At 43.9% G+C, this 17,556-nt stretch carries 16 protein-coding genes; 8 read left to right on the forward strand and 8 right to left on the reverse strand.

All coding sequences use genetic code 11. The annotated features are described in order from the left end of the window. Positions 1–47: 47 nt before the first annotated feature. Entirely contained in the window at positions 48–482 is a 435-nt protein-coding gene (locus tag EBI00_RS11475; protein ID WP_123096070.1) for a universal stress protein, read from the forward strand. A gap of 72 nt (positions 483–554) precedes the next feature. Here EBI00_RS11475 and cysS read toward each other — a convergent pair whose 3' ends face one another. From cysS to EBI00_RS16190, 3 genes are read right to left on the reverse strand one after another with little or no spacing between them, the layout of a single operon-like run. After that, positions 555–1,937: a cysteine--tRNA ligase gene (cysS, locus tag EBI00_RS11480; protein WP_123096071.1), complete on the reverse strand. Its 1,383-nt coding sequence runs from the start codon at positions 1,935–1,937 to the stop codon at positions 555–557. 4 nt (positions 1,938–1,941) lie between these two features. Continuing rightward, positions 1,942–3,615, reverse strand: a complete 1,674-nt coding sequence (locus tag EBI00_RS11485; protein ID WP_123096072.1) for a glutamine--tRNA ligase/YqeY domain fusion protein — start codon at positions 3,613–3,615, stop codon at positions 1,942–1,944. Further along, positions 3,599–3,919, reverse strand: coding sequence for an AzlD domain-containing protein (locus tag EBI00_RS16190; protein ID WP_241557022.1), 321 nt, complete (start codon positions 3,917–3,919; stop codon positions 3,599–3,601). Before EBI00_RS16190 ends, EBI00_RS11485 begins: the two co-directional genes overlap by 17 nt. A gap of 140 nt (positions 3,920–4,059) precedes the next feature. Between EBI00_RS16190 and queC the strand changes: the two genes are divergently transcribed. From queC to EBI00_RS11515, 5 genes are all read left to right on the forward strand, one after another. Then, positions 4,060–4,719 carry a 7-cyano-7-deazaguanine synthase QueC gene (gene queC, locus EBI00_RS11495; RefSeq protein ID WP_123096073.1) on the forward strand — a complete coding sequence of 220 codons (660 nt, stop codon included), beginning with the start codon at positions 4,060–4,062 and terminating at the stop codon, positions 4,717–4,719. A 156-nt stretch (positions 4,720–4,875) separates the two neighbouring features. Next, positions 4,876–5,526, forward strand: a complete 651-nt coding sequence (queE, locus tag EBI00_RS11500; protein ID WP_123096074.1) for a 7-carboxy-7-deazaguanine synthase — start codon at positions 4,876–4,878, stop codon at positions 5,524–5,526. 30 nt (positions 5,527–5,556) lie between these two features. Continuing rightward, the gene (locus EBI00_RS11505; protein WP_123096075.1) at positions 5,557–6,060 is read left to right on the forward strand and encodes a peptidylprolyl isomerase; all 504 of its coding nucleotides are present in this window, start codon (positions 5,557–5,559) and stop codon (positions 6,058–6,060) included. Continuing rightward, complete coding sequence (locus EBI00_RS11510; protein ID WP_123096076.1) at positions 6,060–6,842, forward strand: UDP-2,3-diacylglucosamine diphosphatase; 783 nt, start codon at positions 6,060–6,062, stop codon at positions 6,840–6,842. The genes EBI00_RS11505 and EBI00_RS11510 overlap by 1 nt, the downstream gene beginning before the upstream one ends. Before the next feature lie 279 nt (positions 6,843–7,121). Then, the gene (locus tag EBI00_RS11515) at positions 7,122–8,522 is read left to right on the forward strand and encodes a sodium-dependent transporter (RefSeq protein WP_123096077.1); all 1,401 of its coding nucleotides are present in this window, start codon (positions 7,122–7,124) and stop codon (positions 8,520–8,522) included. A 127-nt stretch (positions 8,523–8,649) separates the two neighbouring features. Here EBI00_RS11515 and EBI00_RS11520 read toward each other — a convergent pair whose 3' ends face one another. Then, positions 8,650–8,976: a hypothetical protein gene (locus EBI00_RS11520; RefSeq protein WP_123096078.1), complete on the reverse strand. Its 327-nt coding sequence runs from the start codon at positions 8,974–8,976 to the stop codon at positions 8,650–8,652. 94 nt (positions 8,977–9,070) lie between these two features. Then, positions 9,071–9,682 (reverse strand): MiaE family protein, encoded by a 612-nt coding sequence (locus tag EBI00_RS11525; protein WP_123096079.1) that lies wholly within the window; start codon positions 9,680–9,682, stop codon positions 9,071–9,073. A 146-nt stretch (positions 9,683–9,828) separates the two neighbouring features. Between EBI00_RS11525 and EBI00_RS11530 the strand changes: the two genes are divergently transcribed. After that, positions 9,829–11,580: an SUMF1/EgtB/PvdO family nonheme iron enzyme gene (locus EBI00_RS11530; protein ID WP_123096080.1), complete on the forward strand. Its 1,752-nt coding sequence runs from the start codon at positions 9,829–9,831 to the stop codon at positions 11,578–11,580. 308 nt (positions 11,581–11,888) lie between these two features. After that, on the forward strand, positions 11,889–14,690 hold the full coding sequence (locus EBI00_RS11535) for a bifunctional aconitate hydratase 2/2-methylisocitrate dehydratase (protein WP_123096081.1): 2,802 nt from the start codon (positions 11,889–11,891) through the stop codon (positions 14,688–14,690). A 203-nt stretch (positions 14,691–14,893) separates the two neighbouring features. On the opposite strand, the gene hpf is transcribed toward EBI00_RS11535, so the two are convergent. The 3 genes from hpf to asd form a co-directional block, all read right to left on the reverse strand. Beyond that, the gene (gene hpf / locus EBI00_RS11540) at positions 14,894–15,292 is read right to left on the reverse strand and encodes a ribosome hibernation-promoting factor, HPF/YfiA family (protein WP_123096082.1); all 399 of its coding nucleotides are present in this window, start codon (positions 15,290–15,292) and stop codon (positions 14,894–14,896) included. A 312-nt stretch (positions 15,293–15,604) separates the two neighbouring features. Continuing rightward, positions 15,605–16,258: a YoaK family protein gene (locus EBI00_RS11545; RefSeq protein WP_123096083.1), complete on the reverse strand. Its 654-nt coding sequence runs from the start codon at positions 16,256–16,258 to the stop codon at positions 15,605–15,607. A gap of 157 nt (positions 16,259–16,415) precedes the next feature. Further along, on the reverse strand, positions 16,416–17,534 hold the full coding sequence (gene asd / locus EBI00_RS11550; protein WP_123096084.1) for an aspartate-semialdehyde dehydrogenase: 1,119 nt from the start codon (positions 17,532–17,534) through the stop codon (positions 16,416–16,418). Positions 17,535–17,556: the final 22 nt, after the last annotated feature.

The raw sequence follows: 17,556 nt of genomic DNA on the forward strand, positions 1-17,556 counted from the left end.
ATTTTGAACTAGAATTAAGTGATTAAGCCAATTTTTGGAGGCATTCTATGCTGTACAACAGAATATTACTCGCAGTTGATTTAACCGATGAAAGCATTAAAGTAGCCAATAAAGCCGCCGCGTTATGCAAAGCAACTGGTGCACAGCTGACCGTTCTGCATGTTATTGAATCTTTAAACTACGCTTACGGTGGTGATGTACCTATTGACATAACAGACATCCAAGCCCAGCTCCAAGAAACAGCAAAAGAGCGTATGGCGATCCTAGTAGCGCAACTTGACACACCCGTACAAGAAAGCTGTATTTCACAAGGCGGCATAGAAAGCGAAATACATCGCGTCGCTGAAGAAAAGCAAGCCGATCTAATTGTTGTTGGCAGCCATTGTCGTCATGGATTAGCTTTACTTTTAGGCTCTACGGCAAATGGCGTACTTCACGGCGCACCTTGCGATGTACTCGCAGTCAAAGTGACTAAGGCGTAAGAGTTTACCTCGCGACTAAAGACCAACAAAAAGGCGATGATCACATCGCCCTTTTATTGTTTTCATCGATTCTTAACGCCTTGTCCAAGTCGTCCCTTCTCGACTGTCTAAAAGTTCAATACCTTGACTGGCCAATTCATCACGGACCTCGTCACCGCGAGCAAAGTTTTTGTCCTTACGCGCCTGCGCTCTTTCATCAATCAACGCCTGTATTGCTTCGTCACTCAAGCCTTCTGACACTGTGCTATTTTGCATAAAATAGTCTGGATCTTGATAAAGCAAACCAAGTAAATCTGCCAGCGAACGCAATTCTGCGGCCAAAGACATGGCTTTACTGGCATCTTCCGTTTTAGCTTTATTGAGATCTCGCACCAATTCGAACAACACAGAAACAGCAACCGCCGTATTAAAATCGTCCTTCATCGCTTCTTCGAAACGCTCAGTAAACTGACTTGGCGCATAGTGCTCTGCCACATCTTGATGACGTAACGCCGTGTATAGACGCTCTAAGGCCACTTTTGCTTCTAACAAACTCTGATCAGAATAATCGATGGCACTGCGATATTGACTAGACACCATCAGATAGCGAACCACCTCAGGATTAAACTTGGCCAATACATCGCGCACTGTGAAGAAGTTACCCAAAGACTTGGACATCTTTTCGTTGTTCACCCGAACCGCGCCACAGTGCATCCAGTAGTTAACATAGTCCTTACCTGTGGCCGCTTCTGACTGAGCAATTTCATTCTCATGGTGTGGAAACTTAAGATCAGGACCACCACCATGAATATCAAAATGGCTGCCCAAACAACTCGTCGACATGGCAGAACATTCAATGTGCCAACCAGGCCGTCCCTGCCCCCAAGGTGAAGACCAAGACACTTCACCCTCTTTCGCTTGTTTCCACAAAACAAAATCAGCCGGATGTTCTTTTGATGCTTCCACGTCGATACGCGCACCGGCCAACATGTCGTCAAGCTTGCGGTTATTTAATTTACCGTAATCTTTGAACTTAGTTGCTCGGTAGTAAACATCACCAGAAGCACCTTGATAGGCAAACTCTTTATCAATAAGAATTTGTACCATATCAATGATTTCTTGCATAAATTCCGTCGCTTTTGGCTCGCGATCTGGCATTTTGTTTCCAAGTCGAAGCTCATCTTCACGCTGTGCTGCAATCATTCGCTCAGTCAAAGACTGGGTTGATTCATTATTCTCTTCAGCACGCTTGATGATCTTGTCATCCACATCGGTAATGTTACGAACGTAATTCAACTCATAGCCAAGGTGACGAATAAAACGCGAAATAACATCAAAAGAAATCATCGCACGTGCATGCCCTATGTGGCAGAAGTCATAGACTGTATTACCACAGACGTACATACCGACTTTGCCGTCAACAATCGGTTTGAAAACTTCTTTTTTACCACTAAGGGTATTGTAAATCTTTAGCATGTGTTCAGTTTCCTTTTGCTTCTATTTTTGCCCAAGAATCGCGCAGTGTGACGGTACGGTTAAACACCAAATCGTCTTCTTTTAAATCTCGGCAGAAATACCCTTCACGCTCAAACTGGAAGCCCTGGCCTTTATGAGACGCCACCAGCGAAGGCTCAACTTTGGCATTGGTTAGCACAGTCAAAGAATCTGGGTTAATAAAGTCTAAGAAAGTTTTATCTTCATAATTGGCGTCAGGCGCTTCGTTAACGAACAGACGATCGTAAAGATTCACTCTTGCGTCTACTGCATGTTTTGCACTAACCCAATGAATCACCCCTTTTGGTTTGTAATCTTCTGGATTCACACCAAGGGTATTTTCATCATAGCGACAAAGCAGCTCGACCACGTCACCGGCTTCATTTTTGATTGCTTCATCACAGGTGATCACGTAACCACCACGAAGACGAACCGCACCGCCCAGTGTCAAACGCTTCCACTTCCGAGGTGGCACTTCAGCAAAATCCGCCGCATCAATGTACAGCTCTTTACTAAACGGCACTTCACGCGTTCCCGCTTCTTCGTTTTTCGGATGATTTCCAACCGTGAAAATTTCTTCTTTGTCAGCAGGATAGTTGGTCAAGGTCACCTTAATTGGATTTAACACCACCATGACACGATTTGCGCTTGCGTCCAAATCTTCACGAATAGCGTGCTCTAGCATGCCAACATCCACAACACCGTCAGATTTGGTCACGCCAATACGCTCACAGAAATTTCGGATAGACAACGCCGTGTAACCACGACGACGCAGACCGGAAATCGTTGGCATACGCGGGTCATCCCAGCCATAAACGTGTTTTTCATCCACTAACTGCTTAAGCTTACGCTTACTCGTCACTGTGTAGTTTAAGTTCAAACGCGCGAATTCAATTTGCTGTGGATGCGCTGTCTTTAATGTTTCTAGCACCCAATCGTACAATGGTCGGTGATCTTGGAATTCCAGCGTACAAACAGAATGCGTAATATTTTCCAAGGCATCGGACAAGCAATGTGTGAAGTCATACATTGGGTACACACACCACTTATCGCCCGTTTGATGATGGTGCACATGGCGAACGCGATAAATGATCGGATCGCGCATGTTAATATTTGGGCTAGCCATATCAATTTTGGCACGCAAAACCACTTCACCATCTTTGTACTTACCGTCTTTCATGTCCATGAAAATGGCCATGTTTTCTTCTACGGTACGGTCACGGAATGGACTGTTCTTGCCTGGCTCTTTCAACGTGCCACGGTATTCACGCATCTGCTCCGCGTTTAGCTCACAAGCATAGGCCTTACCGGCCTGAATGAGCTGAACAGCAAAATCGAATAGCTCGTCAAAATAGTCCGAGGCAAATTTAGGCTCACCGCTCCACTGAAAGCCAAGCCATTCCACATCACGCTTAATAGACTCTATGTATTCAACACTTTCCTTCTCAGGGTTGGTGTCATCAAAACGTAGATTACATTGACCGTTGTAACGCTGCGCTAAGCCAAAGTTAAGACAAATGGATTTCGCATGACCAATGTGTAAGTAGCCATTTGGCTCAGGTGGAAAGCGAGTAAAAACCTTACCGCCATGCTTACCTGATTCGTTATCTTTATCAATGATTTGGGTAATGAAATTACCTGGTTTAGACGTTTCTGACATGTTTGATGTAAGTCCCGATAAGTGTTGGTCTAACAATATTGTTACTTTGACCCATAAGTATATAGTAATTAGGTTTGCATAGGATATTGAGCAGAAAATCTTTTCCGCCTTTTTCTCTTTTTTTATAAAGAAAATACGTACTCCGCCACAAAGAAAACCCAGAAACCACTAGAATGACCAGCAACTGATGTTGACGCCAAACGCCAACAACAAAAGCAGCTAACGCACCAAGCAACCAAGGATTAGACAATGAGAAATCTATGTGCTGATTCGGCATCAAGGTCATAGGGGTGATAATGGCCATCAAAACCCTGCTTTTCTTCTCCCCTTTTGTGCTTTCTTATGTTGAGTTTCCTAGTTTGATATTGTGGCCTTCTGCTATACTCCAACGCTTTATCAACCCTGTCTTTTTACATTCAAAAAGACTTTTACGAGGACACAAGCATGTCTGAAAAAGCCGTCGTGGTGTATTCAGGAGGAATGGATTCTTTCACTGTTCTGAATACGGCCATTCAAAACGGGCTGGAGGTTTACGCTTTATCCTTTAACTACGGACAAAAGCACAGCAAAGAGCTCGAGGTTGCCGCACAGGTATGTCGTGAATTAGGCGTTTCTCATAAAGTTGTCGACATTACCGCAATCAACAGTTTAATGGCAAACTCATCGCTCACCGGCGATGCTGAAATCCCGGAAGGCCATTACGAAAGCGACAGCATGAAGTCAACCGTAGTACCAAACCGCAATATGGTCTTACTCTCCATGGCCATTGCTTATGCGGTGTCATTAGAGGCTGGCAAAGTCTATTACGGTGCGCACTCTGGCGACCACCACATTTATCCAGATTGTCGCCCTGAATTCGTCGAGGCCATGAACGCGGTATCAAAAATAGCAAACTATCAATCCGTTGAAATCGTCACGCCATTTTTACATGCGTCAAAAGGCGAGATTTTAAAAGCAGGATTAAGCATGAATCTTAACTATGCCAATACCTGGACATGTTACAATGGTCGCGAAAAATCGTGTGGCAAATGTGGTGCTTGTAACGAACGCCTAGAAGCGTTTGCCGAACAAGGCAAAACAGATCCACTAGAATACGAAGCGTAACCACAGAGTTAAACCCAAAACTTAAACTGATTTTAGTGTGTTTGCTTTAATGCGAGTTGGCTTTTGTTCCACAAATGACCGATTTCGCCATTAAATTATCAACTAAAGTTATAACCCTTACCTCGACTGTTTTCGAGATGTAACAGGTGTAACCCAATGTACTCAATTAAAGAAGCCTTTTATTCATTACAAGGTGAAGGCGCCCATGCCGGACGCCCTGCTCTATTTTGCCGTTTTACCGGCTGCAACTTGTGGTCTGGCCTAGAAAAAACACGCGCCAAATCGGAATGTCAATTTTGTGATACTGATTTTATCGGTACCGATGGGCAGCATGGTGGGAAATTCCCCACCGCAGCTCAGCTACGCGCTCACATAGATTCACTGTGGCCAACTGGTCAAGGACACAAATACGTTGTTTTTACGGGGGGCGAACCCGCCCTTCAACTCGACGAGGCCCTCATAGTCGAAATGAAGCAACACGGTTATACCATTGCTATAGAAACCAACGGCACAATCGCGCTCCCGCAAGGTATAGATTGGGTTTGTGTTAGCCCCAAAACAGCCAAGCCTTTGGTCGTATCAAAAGGCGATGAACTCAAGCTGGTATTTCCGCAATCACACCTCTCGCCAGAATTATTTGAAACACTGGATTTTGCACATTTTTACCTGCAACCCATGGACCAAAGCCACCTTACAGCAGATCAAATTCCTCTGATCGATACCCAGCAGGCCACTTTACAATACTGTTTATCGCATCCAAGGTGGCGTCTTAGCCTACAAACACATAAAATGCTCAACATTGATTAGCACACTATTTACTAAACAAGGAAACACTAGATGATCATACTACACACAAATCACGGCGACATTCACGTTGAACTGGATTACGAAAAAGCACCCAAGTCTGCGAAAAACTTCGAAGATTACGTGACTTCAGGCTTTTACGATGGCGTAATTTTCCACCGCGTTATCAATGGCTTCATGGTGCAAGGTGGTGGTTTTAAGCCTGGCATGACCCAAAAAGAAACACGCACCACCATTGAAAACGAAGCCGACAACGGCCTTAAAAATGAAGTAGGCACGTTAGCCATGGCGCGTACTATGGACCCGCATTCTGCCTCTGCACAATTTTTCATCAACGTAGCAGACAACAGCTTCTTAAACCACCGCAGCAAAACGCCAGATGGTTGGGGTTATGCCGTGTTTGGTAAAGTTACGGCGGGTATGGATGTCGTTAACAAAATCAAAGAAGTAAAAACGACGATGAAATCTGGTCACCAAGATGTGCCTGCTGAGGACGTCATCATCGAAAGTGCAGAATTGGTAAAAAGCGAAGGCTAATGATTCGTTATTTTATCTCAGATTTGCATTTGAGCGACAAACGTCCGGATCTTCTCCGGGCGTTTGTTCTGATGACCAAAGCCCTCTTGGCTCGAAAAGAGGAAGCGGAGCTCTATATTTTAGGCGACTTCTATGAAGCTTGGATTGGTGATGATTTTCAAGCAGACTGGAATACTGAAATAGAGAACGCCCTAGTTGAATTGTCACAGTCAGGCTTTAGGTTGTATTTTTTGCATGGCAACAGAGACTTTTTGATTGGAAAAGACTGGTTAGCTCGAGTGGGTGCCACTTTTATAGAAGAGCAGACGGTATGCTTAATAGACGATCGTTCTGTACTTTTAACCCATGGCGATGAGTATTGTATTGAAGATACAGAGTATCAGGCTTTCAGAAAAACGGTACGATCTAAACAGTGGCAAGAACACATTCTCGCTATGCCACTCAAGCAACGCATCGCCTTAGCTGCACAACTGCGCAACGACAGTAAATCCAGTGCAATGGAAAAATCCATGGACATTATGGATGTCTCAAACTCTGCCGTTAATGCGTCCTTGATTCATCATCAATGCCAGACCGTTATTCATGGCCACACTCACCGCCCAGACCTTCACGAAGACGAAAGCACTCTGCGTTGTGTGCTCGGCGATTGGGATACACACGTTTGGCTCGCTAGCATCAAAGAGGGTATCTATTCTCAATCAAAAGCCACGGTAGCGACTTTCAACCAAGATACCCTAAGTGGATTACAAGAAGTGCATCGCAGGGCTTTAAGCAAAAAATAACTTTTTCACTCCTTTCTTTTCGCTTCATCCATGGCGTTCTTTTGGTTGAAGCGTTTTCACGAATAACGATTACATTACTTCTCTTAAGAGAAACACTAAAACACATATTGCGATACAAAAAAACCACCAATAGCCTTGACCATGTATCAAGAAATGGCGATGATTCTGAAATACCAAATTCACTTTCGTGATCCGGAAGAGCGTTCTGGTGTTTAAATCGAATGCTTAACTTACCCTGTTAAGCAATACCATAAAAATAAATACAAAGGTACAACCTTAATGTCTGATAACTATTCCTCGGCCAGCGCTTCTGGCTCTGTTAAGTCCTCACCTACGCGTGTTCAGTGGTCTACCCGAATGGCATTTGTTCTGGCCGCAGTCGGCTCTGCTGTCGGGTTGGGCAATATATGGAAATTCCCTTATATTACCGGTGAACACGGTGGAGGCGCATTTGTACTGGTCTATTTAGGCTGTATTCTGATTATAGGTATTCCCGTCATGATGGCTGAAATCGCTTTAGGGCGACGTGGACGCCATAACCCAGCACAAGGCATTGCGGCATTGGTTCGTGAAGCCGGGGCGCACCCGTTTTGGAAAATCATTGGCGTCATGGCATTGCTGTGTGGCTTTATGATCCTTACGTTTTATACCGTTGTCGCTGGTTGGGCATTCGCGTACGCCCCAAAAGCCGCATCAGGTAGCTTTGTCGGTGAAAATGGCGACGCCATTGGTGCTATGTTTGGTGGCATGCTGGCGAACCCTCTTGCTCTAACCATCTGGATGACGGTAGTTTTAGGGTTAACCATGGCCATTGTTTTACGCGGCCTACACGGTGGACTTGAAAAATCCATTAACCTATTAATGCCAGGCTTGCTCATTTTGTTGCTGATTCTAGTGGGATACGCCATGACCAGCGGACACTTTATGGAAGGGGTTAGCTTTTTATTTAAAGCCGACTTTAGCAAGATGACAGGAACCGGCTTCTTAGTAGCACTGGGGCATGCTTTTTTCACCCTCAGCCTAGCATCTGGCGCCATTATGACTTACGGCTCCTACTTACCGGACAATGTCTCTATTGGCAAAACAACCATGTTAATCGCTATCATGGATACGGTTGTGGCGCTTGCTGCGGGCCTTGCCATTTTCCCATTGGTTTTTGCCAACGGCTTAGAGCCAGGATCAGGTCCAGGTCTTATTTTTGTCACCTTGCCCATTGCCTTTGGCCAAATGCCTTTTGGCAGCGCGTTTGGCACGTTATTTTTCTTATTACTGGCCGTTGCCGCTTTGACCTCCGCCATCTCGTTGCTTGAGCCAACTATTTCTTGGTTAACTGAAAAGTTCAAGATGACGCGTATCAAAGCGTGTTTGCTAGCAGGCAGTTTACTGTGGATAGGTGGGCTTGGCGTTGTGGCCTCATTAAACATAGGTTCTGAATGGACACTGTTTGGCAAAACATTCTTCGACATTCTAGACTACCTAACCTCCAGTTGGCTTATGCCTCTTGGTGGCTTACTGATGGCCATTTTCAGTGGCTGGATATTGAATAAAACCGTTATGCAAGATGAAATCGGATTGGGCACAGGTATCATGTATCAACTTTGGTTATTTACCATGCGCTACATAACACCTCTGGCCATCATTGTTGTATTTCTGAATGTGTTGGGGGTTATTAGCTTTTAGACTCAGCATAAAAAGCCCAAGGCCAATTTGTTATGGTCTTGGGCTTATGATAGTGCGCCTATACTGAAACACTTTATGAGGGTTAGTCTCTTTGCTGAACGTACGTAAATTTTACGTTTGAATGTCATCACGGTTTCTGATTATTCCCTGCAAGCAGCTCTTTCACCCACACTGTTTCTTCTGCATTCCTAGATCGACAAAACTCTATATTACGGTTATGCAACATAGCTACTGCACGAAAAAAGGCATTATTAACAACAACAGGATTTAGCTTTATTCCATGTTGCTGCCACCAATGCTGTTGAACCTTAGCAGTCAGTAGTTGGTATAAAAAATCCAACTCAAGTGACCCTTTATGCATGGCTTCGAAATCCACCACAGGGTCTACTTTTGCAATCTCTAACGCCAACCAATAGGTGACATCAGGTAATGTTTCACTTTTATGCATGCCCATAATATTCCCCTCAATCCAGAGTCATATTATGAGTCTAGCAGCTGTTTAGAAAGTCTCCATAAAAAAGCACACTTAACAATATTATTTATTTTCTTTAAACATTGACTGGCGGCCCACTGTGTATTCGAAACTCAGCATCAGGCTCGATAATAAGCTTATGTTCAAGCTCACGGAAAAAAGCGACACGGTCATGAATAGGCTCACCAGCATACTCTTGCGCCAACGCAAGGTAGTCTTCAAAGTGACGTGCTTCGGATTTCAGTAATGACAGGTAAAATTTTGACAACTCTTCATCTAGGTGCGGTGCTAATGCCGCAAATCGCTCACAAGACCTGGCTTCAACAAAAGCACCTATAATTAACGTATCAACAAGACGAGCAGGCTCATGGGTACGAATGTGCTTACGAAGGCCATCAGCATAACGTGAAGCACTTAAATGCTCATAGGCAATACCACGTTTTCGCATTATTTTGTGTACTTGCTCAAAATGCAGAAGCTCTTCACGGGCTAATCGTGACATTTTGTGTAAAAGGTTATCGCGGTCTACATAACGATACATTAGACTCATTGCCGTTGACGCCGCTTTCTTCTCGCAATGAGCATGATCATTTAACAATAAGGTTTGGTTTTCAATCGCCCAGTTAACCCACGCTTTTGGGGACTCACAAGGAAGAAACTCAACAAGCTCTGGATACGCAGATAACATTACTCTACCTTTTTGTGTTAAAAAACGGGATTATACTTGGTATTAATTAAGGTGCGAACAGATTATCTCTTATCTATCCACAAAAAAATCTGAGAACATAGATGCCTTTTTTGCCATAACATCCTGATTTGGATTTTGATTTCGTCATGAATGAATACTATGACCTGCTAAAATTAAAAATTGGCCAACATGTTGGCGTTGAACTTGACCCTTATGTACTGAACTACGCTGTTGATAGCAGCAAGACAACTTGGGTGGCTGACCAAGGCGGTCGACCCTTTGTCTTGCGTTTTTTTCAACCGAAAAAAGGCAAAGTCGAGGCTTTTTTACAAAATGCACGTAAATACGCATCGGTCAAGCACCCTGCCATTACGCCAAACTACCCTCCTTTTTATTCCAGTCTTTGGGTATTTTCTTGTTCTGCGGTTTGTGGTGGAGAAAACTTATACAGTTTTTTAGGCAAGTACCCCGATGGTGCGCCACTTAACGTTGTTATTAGCTTATTTGACAATATTGCCAAAGCCTTAGATCAAGTCCATAAAAACGGCTTGTATCACGGACACCTTGATTTAAGCTCTATCCACGTTGTTAATGGACTCGGCCTAATGACGGGGTTTGGCGTACACAATTGGATGGCAAGAATCGACGATCAAGAAATGGATAAGCGCTTTTTCCCACCGGAGTATTTAAAGAAGGAACAGAAACGCTCCCCAGCATCTGACAGCTATGCCTTTATGCGTTTGCTGATGGCGGCATTACTTGGTGAATCTATTTTAGATAAAGATTTTGCCAATGGCTTGCCCGATACTCACCCAAACTTAAGCGATGCAACTTGGCATAAGCTTCTAAAGTGGAGTCGAGCCAGTGAGCGTCACAGACCAAAATCCCTGGTTGAAGTGATTCGCATCCTTCGTGCTAATTTGTATAAACCAGAACCAAGCAACCAATCTTCGCCAAAACGCATCGCCAGACGCTTGATGCGTAATGCCACGCCAAAAGCCATTGGCATAAGCGCCTCTCTTTTCGCAGGAGTGGTTGCGGGCTTGGTATTTTGGCCAGACGCACCACCAGAAAAAGCTCTGCCTGTAGTGACTCAAACCACGAATACTCCGGTATCGAACAATCCGCCAGAAACGCCATACGCATCTTTGCCGCAAACCTTAGAAGACCCCCTGAAAGTAGGCGGCAATGCCCCTAAAGTTGAAAAAGTACTGCCCGCTACTTTCATCATGGGCGATCAAAACAATCTGGGGGATGACAACGAAAAACCCGCCCACGAGGTGGATATTCCCAGTGGTTTTTATATTAGCAAGTACGAAGTAACCTTTGATCAATACGATAAATTTGCCAAAGCAACGGGAAGAGAATCACCCCCTGACAATGGCTGGGGGCGTGGACAACGTCCTGTCATCAACGTCAGCTGGTATGACGCAAAAGCCTATACAAACTGGGTGTCAGAACAAACCGATCAAGAATACCGCCTGCCAACTGAGATTGAGTGGGAATACTCGGCACGTGCTGATTCAAACACCGCTTTCTGGTACGGCAACACCGTAAAACCTGGCTATAGTGTATGTGATAGCTGCGGAAGCCAATGGGACGGTATTTCAACTGCTCCAGTGGGCAGTCAAGCCAGTAATCCGCTAGGGTTGTTTGACATGCATGGAAATGTTGCTGAATGGGTGGAAGACTGTTATCACGATTCTTACGAGGGAGCGCCTACAAGCAACCAAGTGTGGTTAGCAAATCAATGTGACAGCCGTGTTATTCGTGGTGGGTCTTGGTTTGATATCCCAAGAGTAGGAAGAAGTGCCACTCGATACCGTGCAGAACCTGACCTTCAAGCCAGTAACTGGGGGTTTCGAGTGGTTAGGATTATTCAGCTACCTAATGGTTAAGCTAAATCAGAATAATTCCACTAAATGTCACCTATTCGAAATTGTTATGCCATATATTAAGCCTTTGTGATTTTTTTTCTATAAAATACAGTCACGGAAATGAAAAGCGCATTGGGTAGCAATGGGTCATATTCAATTATACCCTTGCATCAATTGAAGAAAGTAGACAACGACGAACGTCACTAATTTAGGAATATACCATTGAGTTTTGGCATGAATGCGCCAAAAGCAAACGAAAGTTCGCTGCAGCTCAAGTTCTTCTTTTAGTCGCGATATTACTGTCATAAATTATTTAGAGGTGTTCTATAATGAGTCTTTATTCAGAATATTTACAAGAGATTGAAAACCGTAAAGGGGAAGGACTTCACCCTAAGCCCATTGATGATGGGGAATTGGTTGCTGAAATCATTGCTCAAATCAAAGATACTGAAAACGAACACCGCAAAGACTCCCTATCCTTTTTCATCTACAACACTCTACCTGGCACCACCAGTGCTGCGGTTGTCAAAGCGCAGTTCCTAAAAGAAATCATCCTAGGTGACGCTGTCGTAAAAGAAATCTCTGCAGAGTTCGCCCTAGAACTATTGTCACATATGAAAGGTGGCCCATCAGTCAAGGCATTGATCGATTTAGCCTTGTCTGACGACACTTCGGTTGCCGCCCCTGCTGCTGAGGTTCTAAAAACGCAAGTCTTCCTGTATGAAGCCGACATGGAGCGTCTTGAGTCCGCTTACAAAGCCGGCAATGGCATTGCGAAAGACGTACTTGAAAGTTATGCCAAAGCAGAATTCTTCACCAAACTGCCTGACATTGACGAAGAAATTAAAGTCGTCACTTACATCGCAGCGGAAGGTGACATCTCCACAGATTTGCTTTCACCAGGTAACCAAGCACACTCACGCGCAGACCGTGAACTTCACGGCAAATGCATGATATCCCCTCAAGCTCAACAAGAAATCAAGGCGTTGCAAGTCAAACACCCAGATGCCAAAGTCATGCTCATAGCAGAAAAAGGCACTATGGGCGTTGGTTCTTCACGTATGTCTGGCGTTAACAACGTGGCACTTTGGGCCGGCAAACAAGCAAGCCCATACATTCCATTTGTAAACTTCGCACCCGTTGTTGCCGGTACAAATGGCATTTCCCCCATTTTTATGACAACAGTTGGTGTCACCGGCGGTATCGGTTTAGATCTTAAGAACTGGGTGAAAAAAGTGGATGCCAATGGCAAGCCTGTTTTGGATGCAAATGGCGATACGGTTCTTGAACAAGTTTACTCGGTTGAGACTGGCACGGTTTTGACCATTAACACCAAAGAGAAGAAACTGTACAATGGCGACAAAGAATTAGTCGATGTTTCTTCCGCTTTCACACCTCAACAAGTTGAATTTATGAAGGCCGGCAGCTCGTACGCTATTGTCTTCGGTAAAAAATTGCAGACATTTGCCGCAGAAACATTAGGCATCCAAACACCGACTGTTTTTGCTCCAGCAAAAGAAATATCAAACGATGATCAAGGCTTAACGGCTGTCGAGAAAATTTTCAATAAAAATGCTGTTGGCGTAAACTCCAAAAAAGCCCTTCATGCTGGTTCTGACGTTCGCGTAAAAGTAAACATCGTGGGCTCACAAGACACGACTGGTCTGATGACAGCTCAAGAGTTAGAGTCTATGGCGGCTACCGTTATTTCTCCAAGTGTTGATGGTGCTTATCAATCAGGCTGTCACACAGCGTCTGTTTGGGATTCTAAAGCGCAAGCAAATATCCCTAAACTGATGTCTTTTATGAATAAGTTTGGTTTGATCACAGCGCGCGATCCAAAAGGCGTCTTTCCTCCAATGACAGACGTAATCCATAAAGTGTTGAATGACATTACGGTTGACGATACGGCGATTATCATTGGGGGTGACTCTCATACACGTATGTCTAAAGGCGTTGCATTCGGCGCTGACTCGGGAACCGTTGCGTTGGCTCTAGCAACAGGGGAAGCAACCATGCCTATCCCTGAATCCGTTAAAGTGACCTTTAAAGGTGAAATGAAGAGCTACATGGACTTCCGCGACGTTGTACACGCGACGCAAGCTCAGATGCTTAAACAGTTTGGCGGCGAAAACGTCTTCCAGGGTCGCGTCATCGAAGTACACATAGGTACGCTCATGGCTGACCAAGCATTTACCTTTACTGACTGGACAGCCGAGATGAAAGCGAAAGCTTCCATCTGTATTTCTCAAGACCAAACCTTGATTCAGTCTCTTGAACTTTCCAAAAAACGCATTCAGATCATGATTGACAAGGGCATGGAGAATGAAGCGAAAACACTGCATGGATTGATCGACCTTGCTAATAAGCGTATTGCAGGTATCCAGTCAGGCGAACAACCTGCTCTAGTACCTGACAACAATGCGAAGTACTACGCTGACGTTGTTGTTGATCTCGACGAAATCATTGAGCCAATGATTGCCGATCCAGATGTCAACAACGATGACGTGTCTAAGCGTTACACTCATGATGTTATTCGCCAGGTTTCTTTCTACAAAGACAAACCGGTTGATCTAGGATTTGTGGGGTCTTGCATGGTTCACAAAGGTGACATGCAAATCATCGCACAAATGCTGCGTAACCTTGAAAAACAGAATGGCAGCGTGTCATTTAAAGCACCGCTTGTTGTCGCGCCACCAACGTATAACATCGTTGATGAGCTAAAAGCGGAAGGCGACTGGGATATTTTGAAAAAATACGCGGGCTTCGAATTTGACGATGCTAAACCAAAAGGTGAAGCACGAACTAAATACGAAAACATCATGTACTTAGAACGCCCTGGATGTAACTTGTGTATGGGTAACCAAGAGAAAGCAGAACCAGGCGATACGGTTATTGCGACCTCTACTCGCTTGTTCCAAGGTCGTGTAGTCGCCGATTCTAAAGAGAAGAAAGGTGAATCACTACTAGGCTCTACCCCGGTTGTTGTACTTTCTACTATATTGGGACGCTTCCCAACATTAGAGGAATACAAGGCCGCAGTAGATGGCATTACGCTTACGGATTTCGCTCCACCACTAGATGCCATGACAATGGCACCTGTTGAGTTTATTCCTGTAAACAACGTCTAAACTCTACGTAGTTTCTGCAGTTAATTGAAATTAAATGCTGATGCTGGCTTGCAATTTTCGCAATCTAGCATCAGCATTTTTTTGGTTTATGAATAACCTTATACATAGCAATATCTATGAAAAACAGAATCTGATCATGTCGAAAGCAATCAGTAGAAACAAAAAAGCCCCGCAATGCGAGGCTTTCTAAAACTGAATGTATGTTAAATAACTTCGCGCTCTACCAGTTCATCAAATTCAGCTTGCAGCTGCTTTTCAACAGGACTTTCTACATCTTGAGCATTAATGTGGTGTTGTCGCCCCGCCGTCTTAGGGTTGGGTTTGTGTTTGATAAGTTGTTTTTCTAACTTACCTACAAGTAAATCAAGAGCAGGCTTTAGCTGCTTTTCTGTCTTAACGTTAGCAAACAAATCATGACCAGGAATGTGCACACTGGCTTCAACAATTAATTCATGAATTCCATGCTTCTCTGTATTTAGAATCACTTTAATGCTCGTAATCTGATTGTTGACACGAGCTAAATGATCCATTTTTTCTTTGACTAATTCTTGTACTTCTTCACCAGATTGGACGTGATGACCACTTATATTCAATGTATACATAGAAAATTTCCTTCTGTTGTAATCAGGTGTTGTATTGCTTTTCGTTTGTCTCCTTTACCGCCTTACTAATAATTTATGGACTATCAGACTCAATTTCAATGCCTGACAATGTAAATAGTTACGAAATATTTTGTTTATAAAATGCCTAAAAAAATAAGGCTTCATTCATTAAAAACAATATACATATCAATATCATAACAAATTAAATCTAGCAAACTATTCAATGATTTAATTTAAATTAATGTGTCTTTTAACAGACAAAAACGTGTTATTTCACCTTATTAATGCACTGATACGCTTTTTAGGACTCAGCTAATTTTGACTATACCACCGATAAACAATCGCCAAAACAAAACAAATACCCGCTGGCGCACCTAAGGCGAAGAAACCTACCTTAACAAATAATATCGAACCTAAAAAACCACCTAAAATGAAACCTAATACAATGATAGTAAACAATAAGGCTTTACGCTTGTCTAATGCTTTTCCACGTAAGAATTCCCCCATCATTATACCCAAATCCGTAAAAATACCGGTCAAATGGGTTGTCCTTATCACAGCACCACTGTAGGTGGTAGCAAGGGCATTTTGCAAGCCACAGGCGGCTGAGGCAAAGTAATGGCCCGAGGTATGACCGTTCAGCAACATCACCATGGCGAACGCCAGGAGTATCGCTTCAAGCAGTAACAACACATCGTAAAACCTACCCAATTTTAAAGAAGTGCCCGTCAGCATAATGCCTGATATAGCCGAACCTAAAACAAAACTTAGTAGAATTCCCAATAAATGCAACAACTCGCTTGAGGAAGGATTTAGTAAGATACTGCCGATTAATGTCGCGGTCCCTGACAAATGGGACACCGCTTGATGATGAAAGCCAAGTAATGCAACGGCATTAACGCTACCTGCGACCAGGGCCAGTAAAAACGCGCCATACTCAACCCATTTAGGCAATCGAGACAACACAGCGCCTCCCAAAATGTTTTGCTAAAAATTATTTGATGCCGCTAAACGGCGACACATTTCAAACGTCATAACAACACGCCATGAACCACCTAGCAAGCAAAAAAAAGCGCCAGTCAAAACGACCGACGCTTTTTATTAGTAAGCCCACTCAATAAAACTAGTCATTGAGTAAAATTCGTAGCATACGACGCAATGGCTCTGCCGCACCCCATAGCAACTGATCACCAACAGAGAAAGCACTGATATATTCAGGACCCATGTTCAACTTACGTATACGGCCAACAGGAATGCCAAGCGTTCCAGTGGCCACAGTTGGCGTTAGACGCTGCATTGTTGCTTCTTTATCATTTGGTACAACATCAACCCACTGGTTGTGCTCAGCAAGCAAACCTTCAATATCCGCAACAGGAATGTCTTTGTTAAGCTTGATAGTGTACGCCTGACTATGACAACGCATCGCCCCGATACGAACGCACAAACCATCAACGGGAATTGGCTTACCGTCAATGCCTAGGATTTTGTTTGCTTCAGCTTGCGCTTTCCACTCTTCACGGCTTTGACCATTATCAAGCTGACTGTCGATGTAAGGGATCAAAGAACCGGCTAATGGCACACCAAACTGATCAGTCGGCAATTTACCAGAACGCATTGTTTCAGCAACTTTACGATCAATCTCCAGAATCGCACTAGCTGGATCTGCAAGCTCACTAGCAACAGAGCCCTGCAACATGCCCATTTGATTGATCAATTCACGCATATGGCGTGCACCACCACCAGAAGCCGCTTGATAAGTCATAGAGGTCATCCATTCAATATGACCTTTCTCAAACAACCCACCCAGCGCCAGTAGCATCAGACTAACAGTGCAGTTACCGCCTACAAAGGTTTTTACGCCATCAGTCAAACCTTGCTTGATAACATTTAAGTTAACAGGATCAAGCACGATAATGGCGTCTTTTTCCATTCGCAACGAAGACGCTGCATCAATCCAGTAACCTTTCCAACCAGCATTACGCAACTGTGGATAAATAGCCTTGGTGTAATCCCCGCCTTGACAGGTAATAATAATATCCATCTTTTTCAATGATTCGATGTCACTTGCATCTTGAAGTAATGGAATATCTTTACCAATTTCTGGACCTTTCTGCCCCGTTTGAGATGTAGTAAAAAAAACTGGATCAATATGATCAAAGTCTTTTTCTTCCATCATGCGTTGCATCAACACAGAACCGACCATTCCGCGCCATCCGACTAAACCTACAGTGTGTTTTGACATGGTTAACGTTACCTTTTTTTGT

Origin of the sequence: Marinomonas hwangdonensis, from assembly GCF_003721245.1 — a bacterium.
Classification (GTDB): Bacteria; Pseudomonadota; Gammaproteobacteria; order Pseudomonadales; family Marinomonadaceae; genus Marinomonas; species Marinomonas hwangdonensis.

Coding starts and splice junctions, on each gene's coding strand:
- EBI00_RS16190 (WP_241557022.1), bottom strand. CDS start 3,919: ATGGCCATTATCACCCCTATGACCTTGATGCCGAATCAGCACATAGAT.
- EBI00_RS11525 (WP_123096079.1), bottom strand. CDS start 9,682: ATGTTATCTGCGTATCCAGAGCTTGTTGAGTTTCTTCCTTGTGAGTCC.
- EBI00_RS11530 (WP_123096080.1), top strand. CDS start 9,829: ATGAATGAATACTATGACCTGCTAAAATTAAAAATTGGCCAACATGTT.
- EBI00_RS11475 (WP_123096070.1), top strand. CDS start 48: ATGCTGTACAACAGAATATTACTCGCAGTTGATTTAACCGATGAAAGC.
- queC (WP_123096073.1), top strand. CDS start 4,060: ATGTCTGAAAAAGCCGTCGTGGTGTATTCAGGAGGAATGGATTCTTTC.
- hpf (WP_123096082.1), bottom strand. CDS start 15,292: ATGTATACATTGAATATAAGTGGTCATCACGTCCAATCTGGTGAAGAA.
- asd (WP_123096084.1), bottom strand. CDS start 17,534: ATGTCAAAACACACTGTAGGTTTAGTCGGATGGCGCGGAATGGTCGGT.
- EBI00_RS11485 (WP_123096072.1), bottom strand. CDS start 3,615: ATGTCAGAAACGTCTAAACCAGGTAATTTCATTACCCAAATCATTGAT.
- EBI00_RS11515 (WP_123096077.1), top strand. CDS start 7,122: ATGTCTGATAACTATTCCTCGGCCAGCGCTTCTGGCTCTGTTAAGTCC.
- EBI00_RS11535 (WP_123096081.1), top strand. CDS start 11,889: ATGAGTCTTTATTCAGAATATTTACAAGAGATTGAAAACCGTAAAGGG.
- cysS (WP_123096071.1), bottom strand. CDS start 1,937: ATGCTAAAGATTTACAATACCCTTAGTGGTAAAAAAGAAGTTTTCAAA.
- EBI00_RS11505 (WP_123096075.1), top strand. CDS start 5,557: ATGATCATACTACACACAAATCACGGCGACATTCACGTTGAACTGGAT.
- queE (WP_123096074.1), top strand. CDS start 4,876: ATGTACTCAATTAAAGAAGCCTTTTATTCATTACAAGGTGAAGGCGCC.
- EBI00_RS11510 (WP_123096076.1), top strand. CDS start 6,060: ATGATTCGTTATTTTATCTCAGATTTGCATTTGAGCGACAAACGTCCG.
- EBI00_RS11520 (WP_123096078.1), bottom strand. CDS start 8,976: ATGGGCATGCATAAAAGTGAAACATTACCTGATGTCACCTATTGGTTG.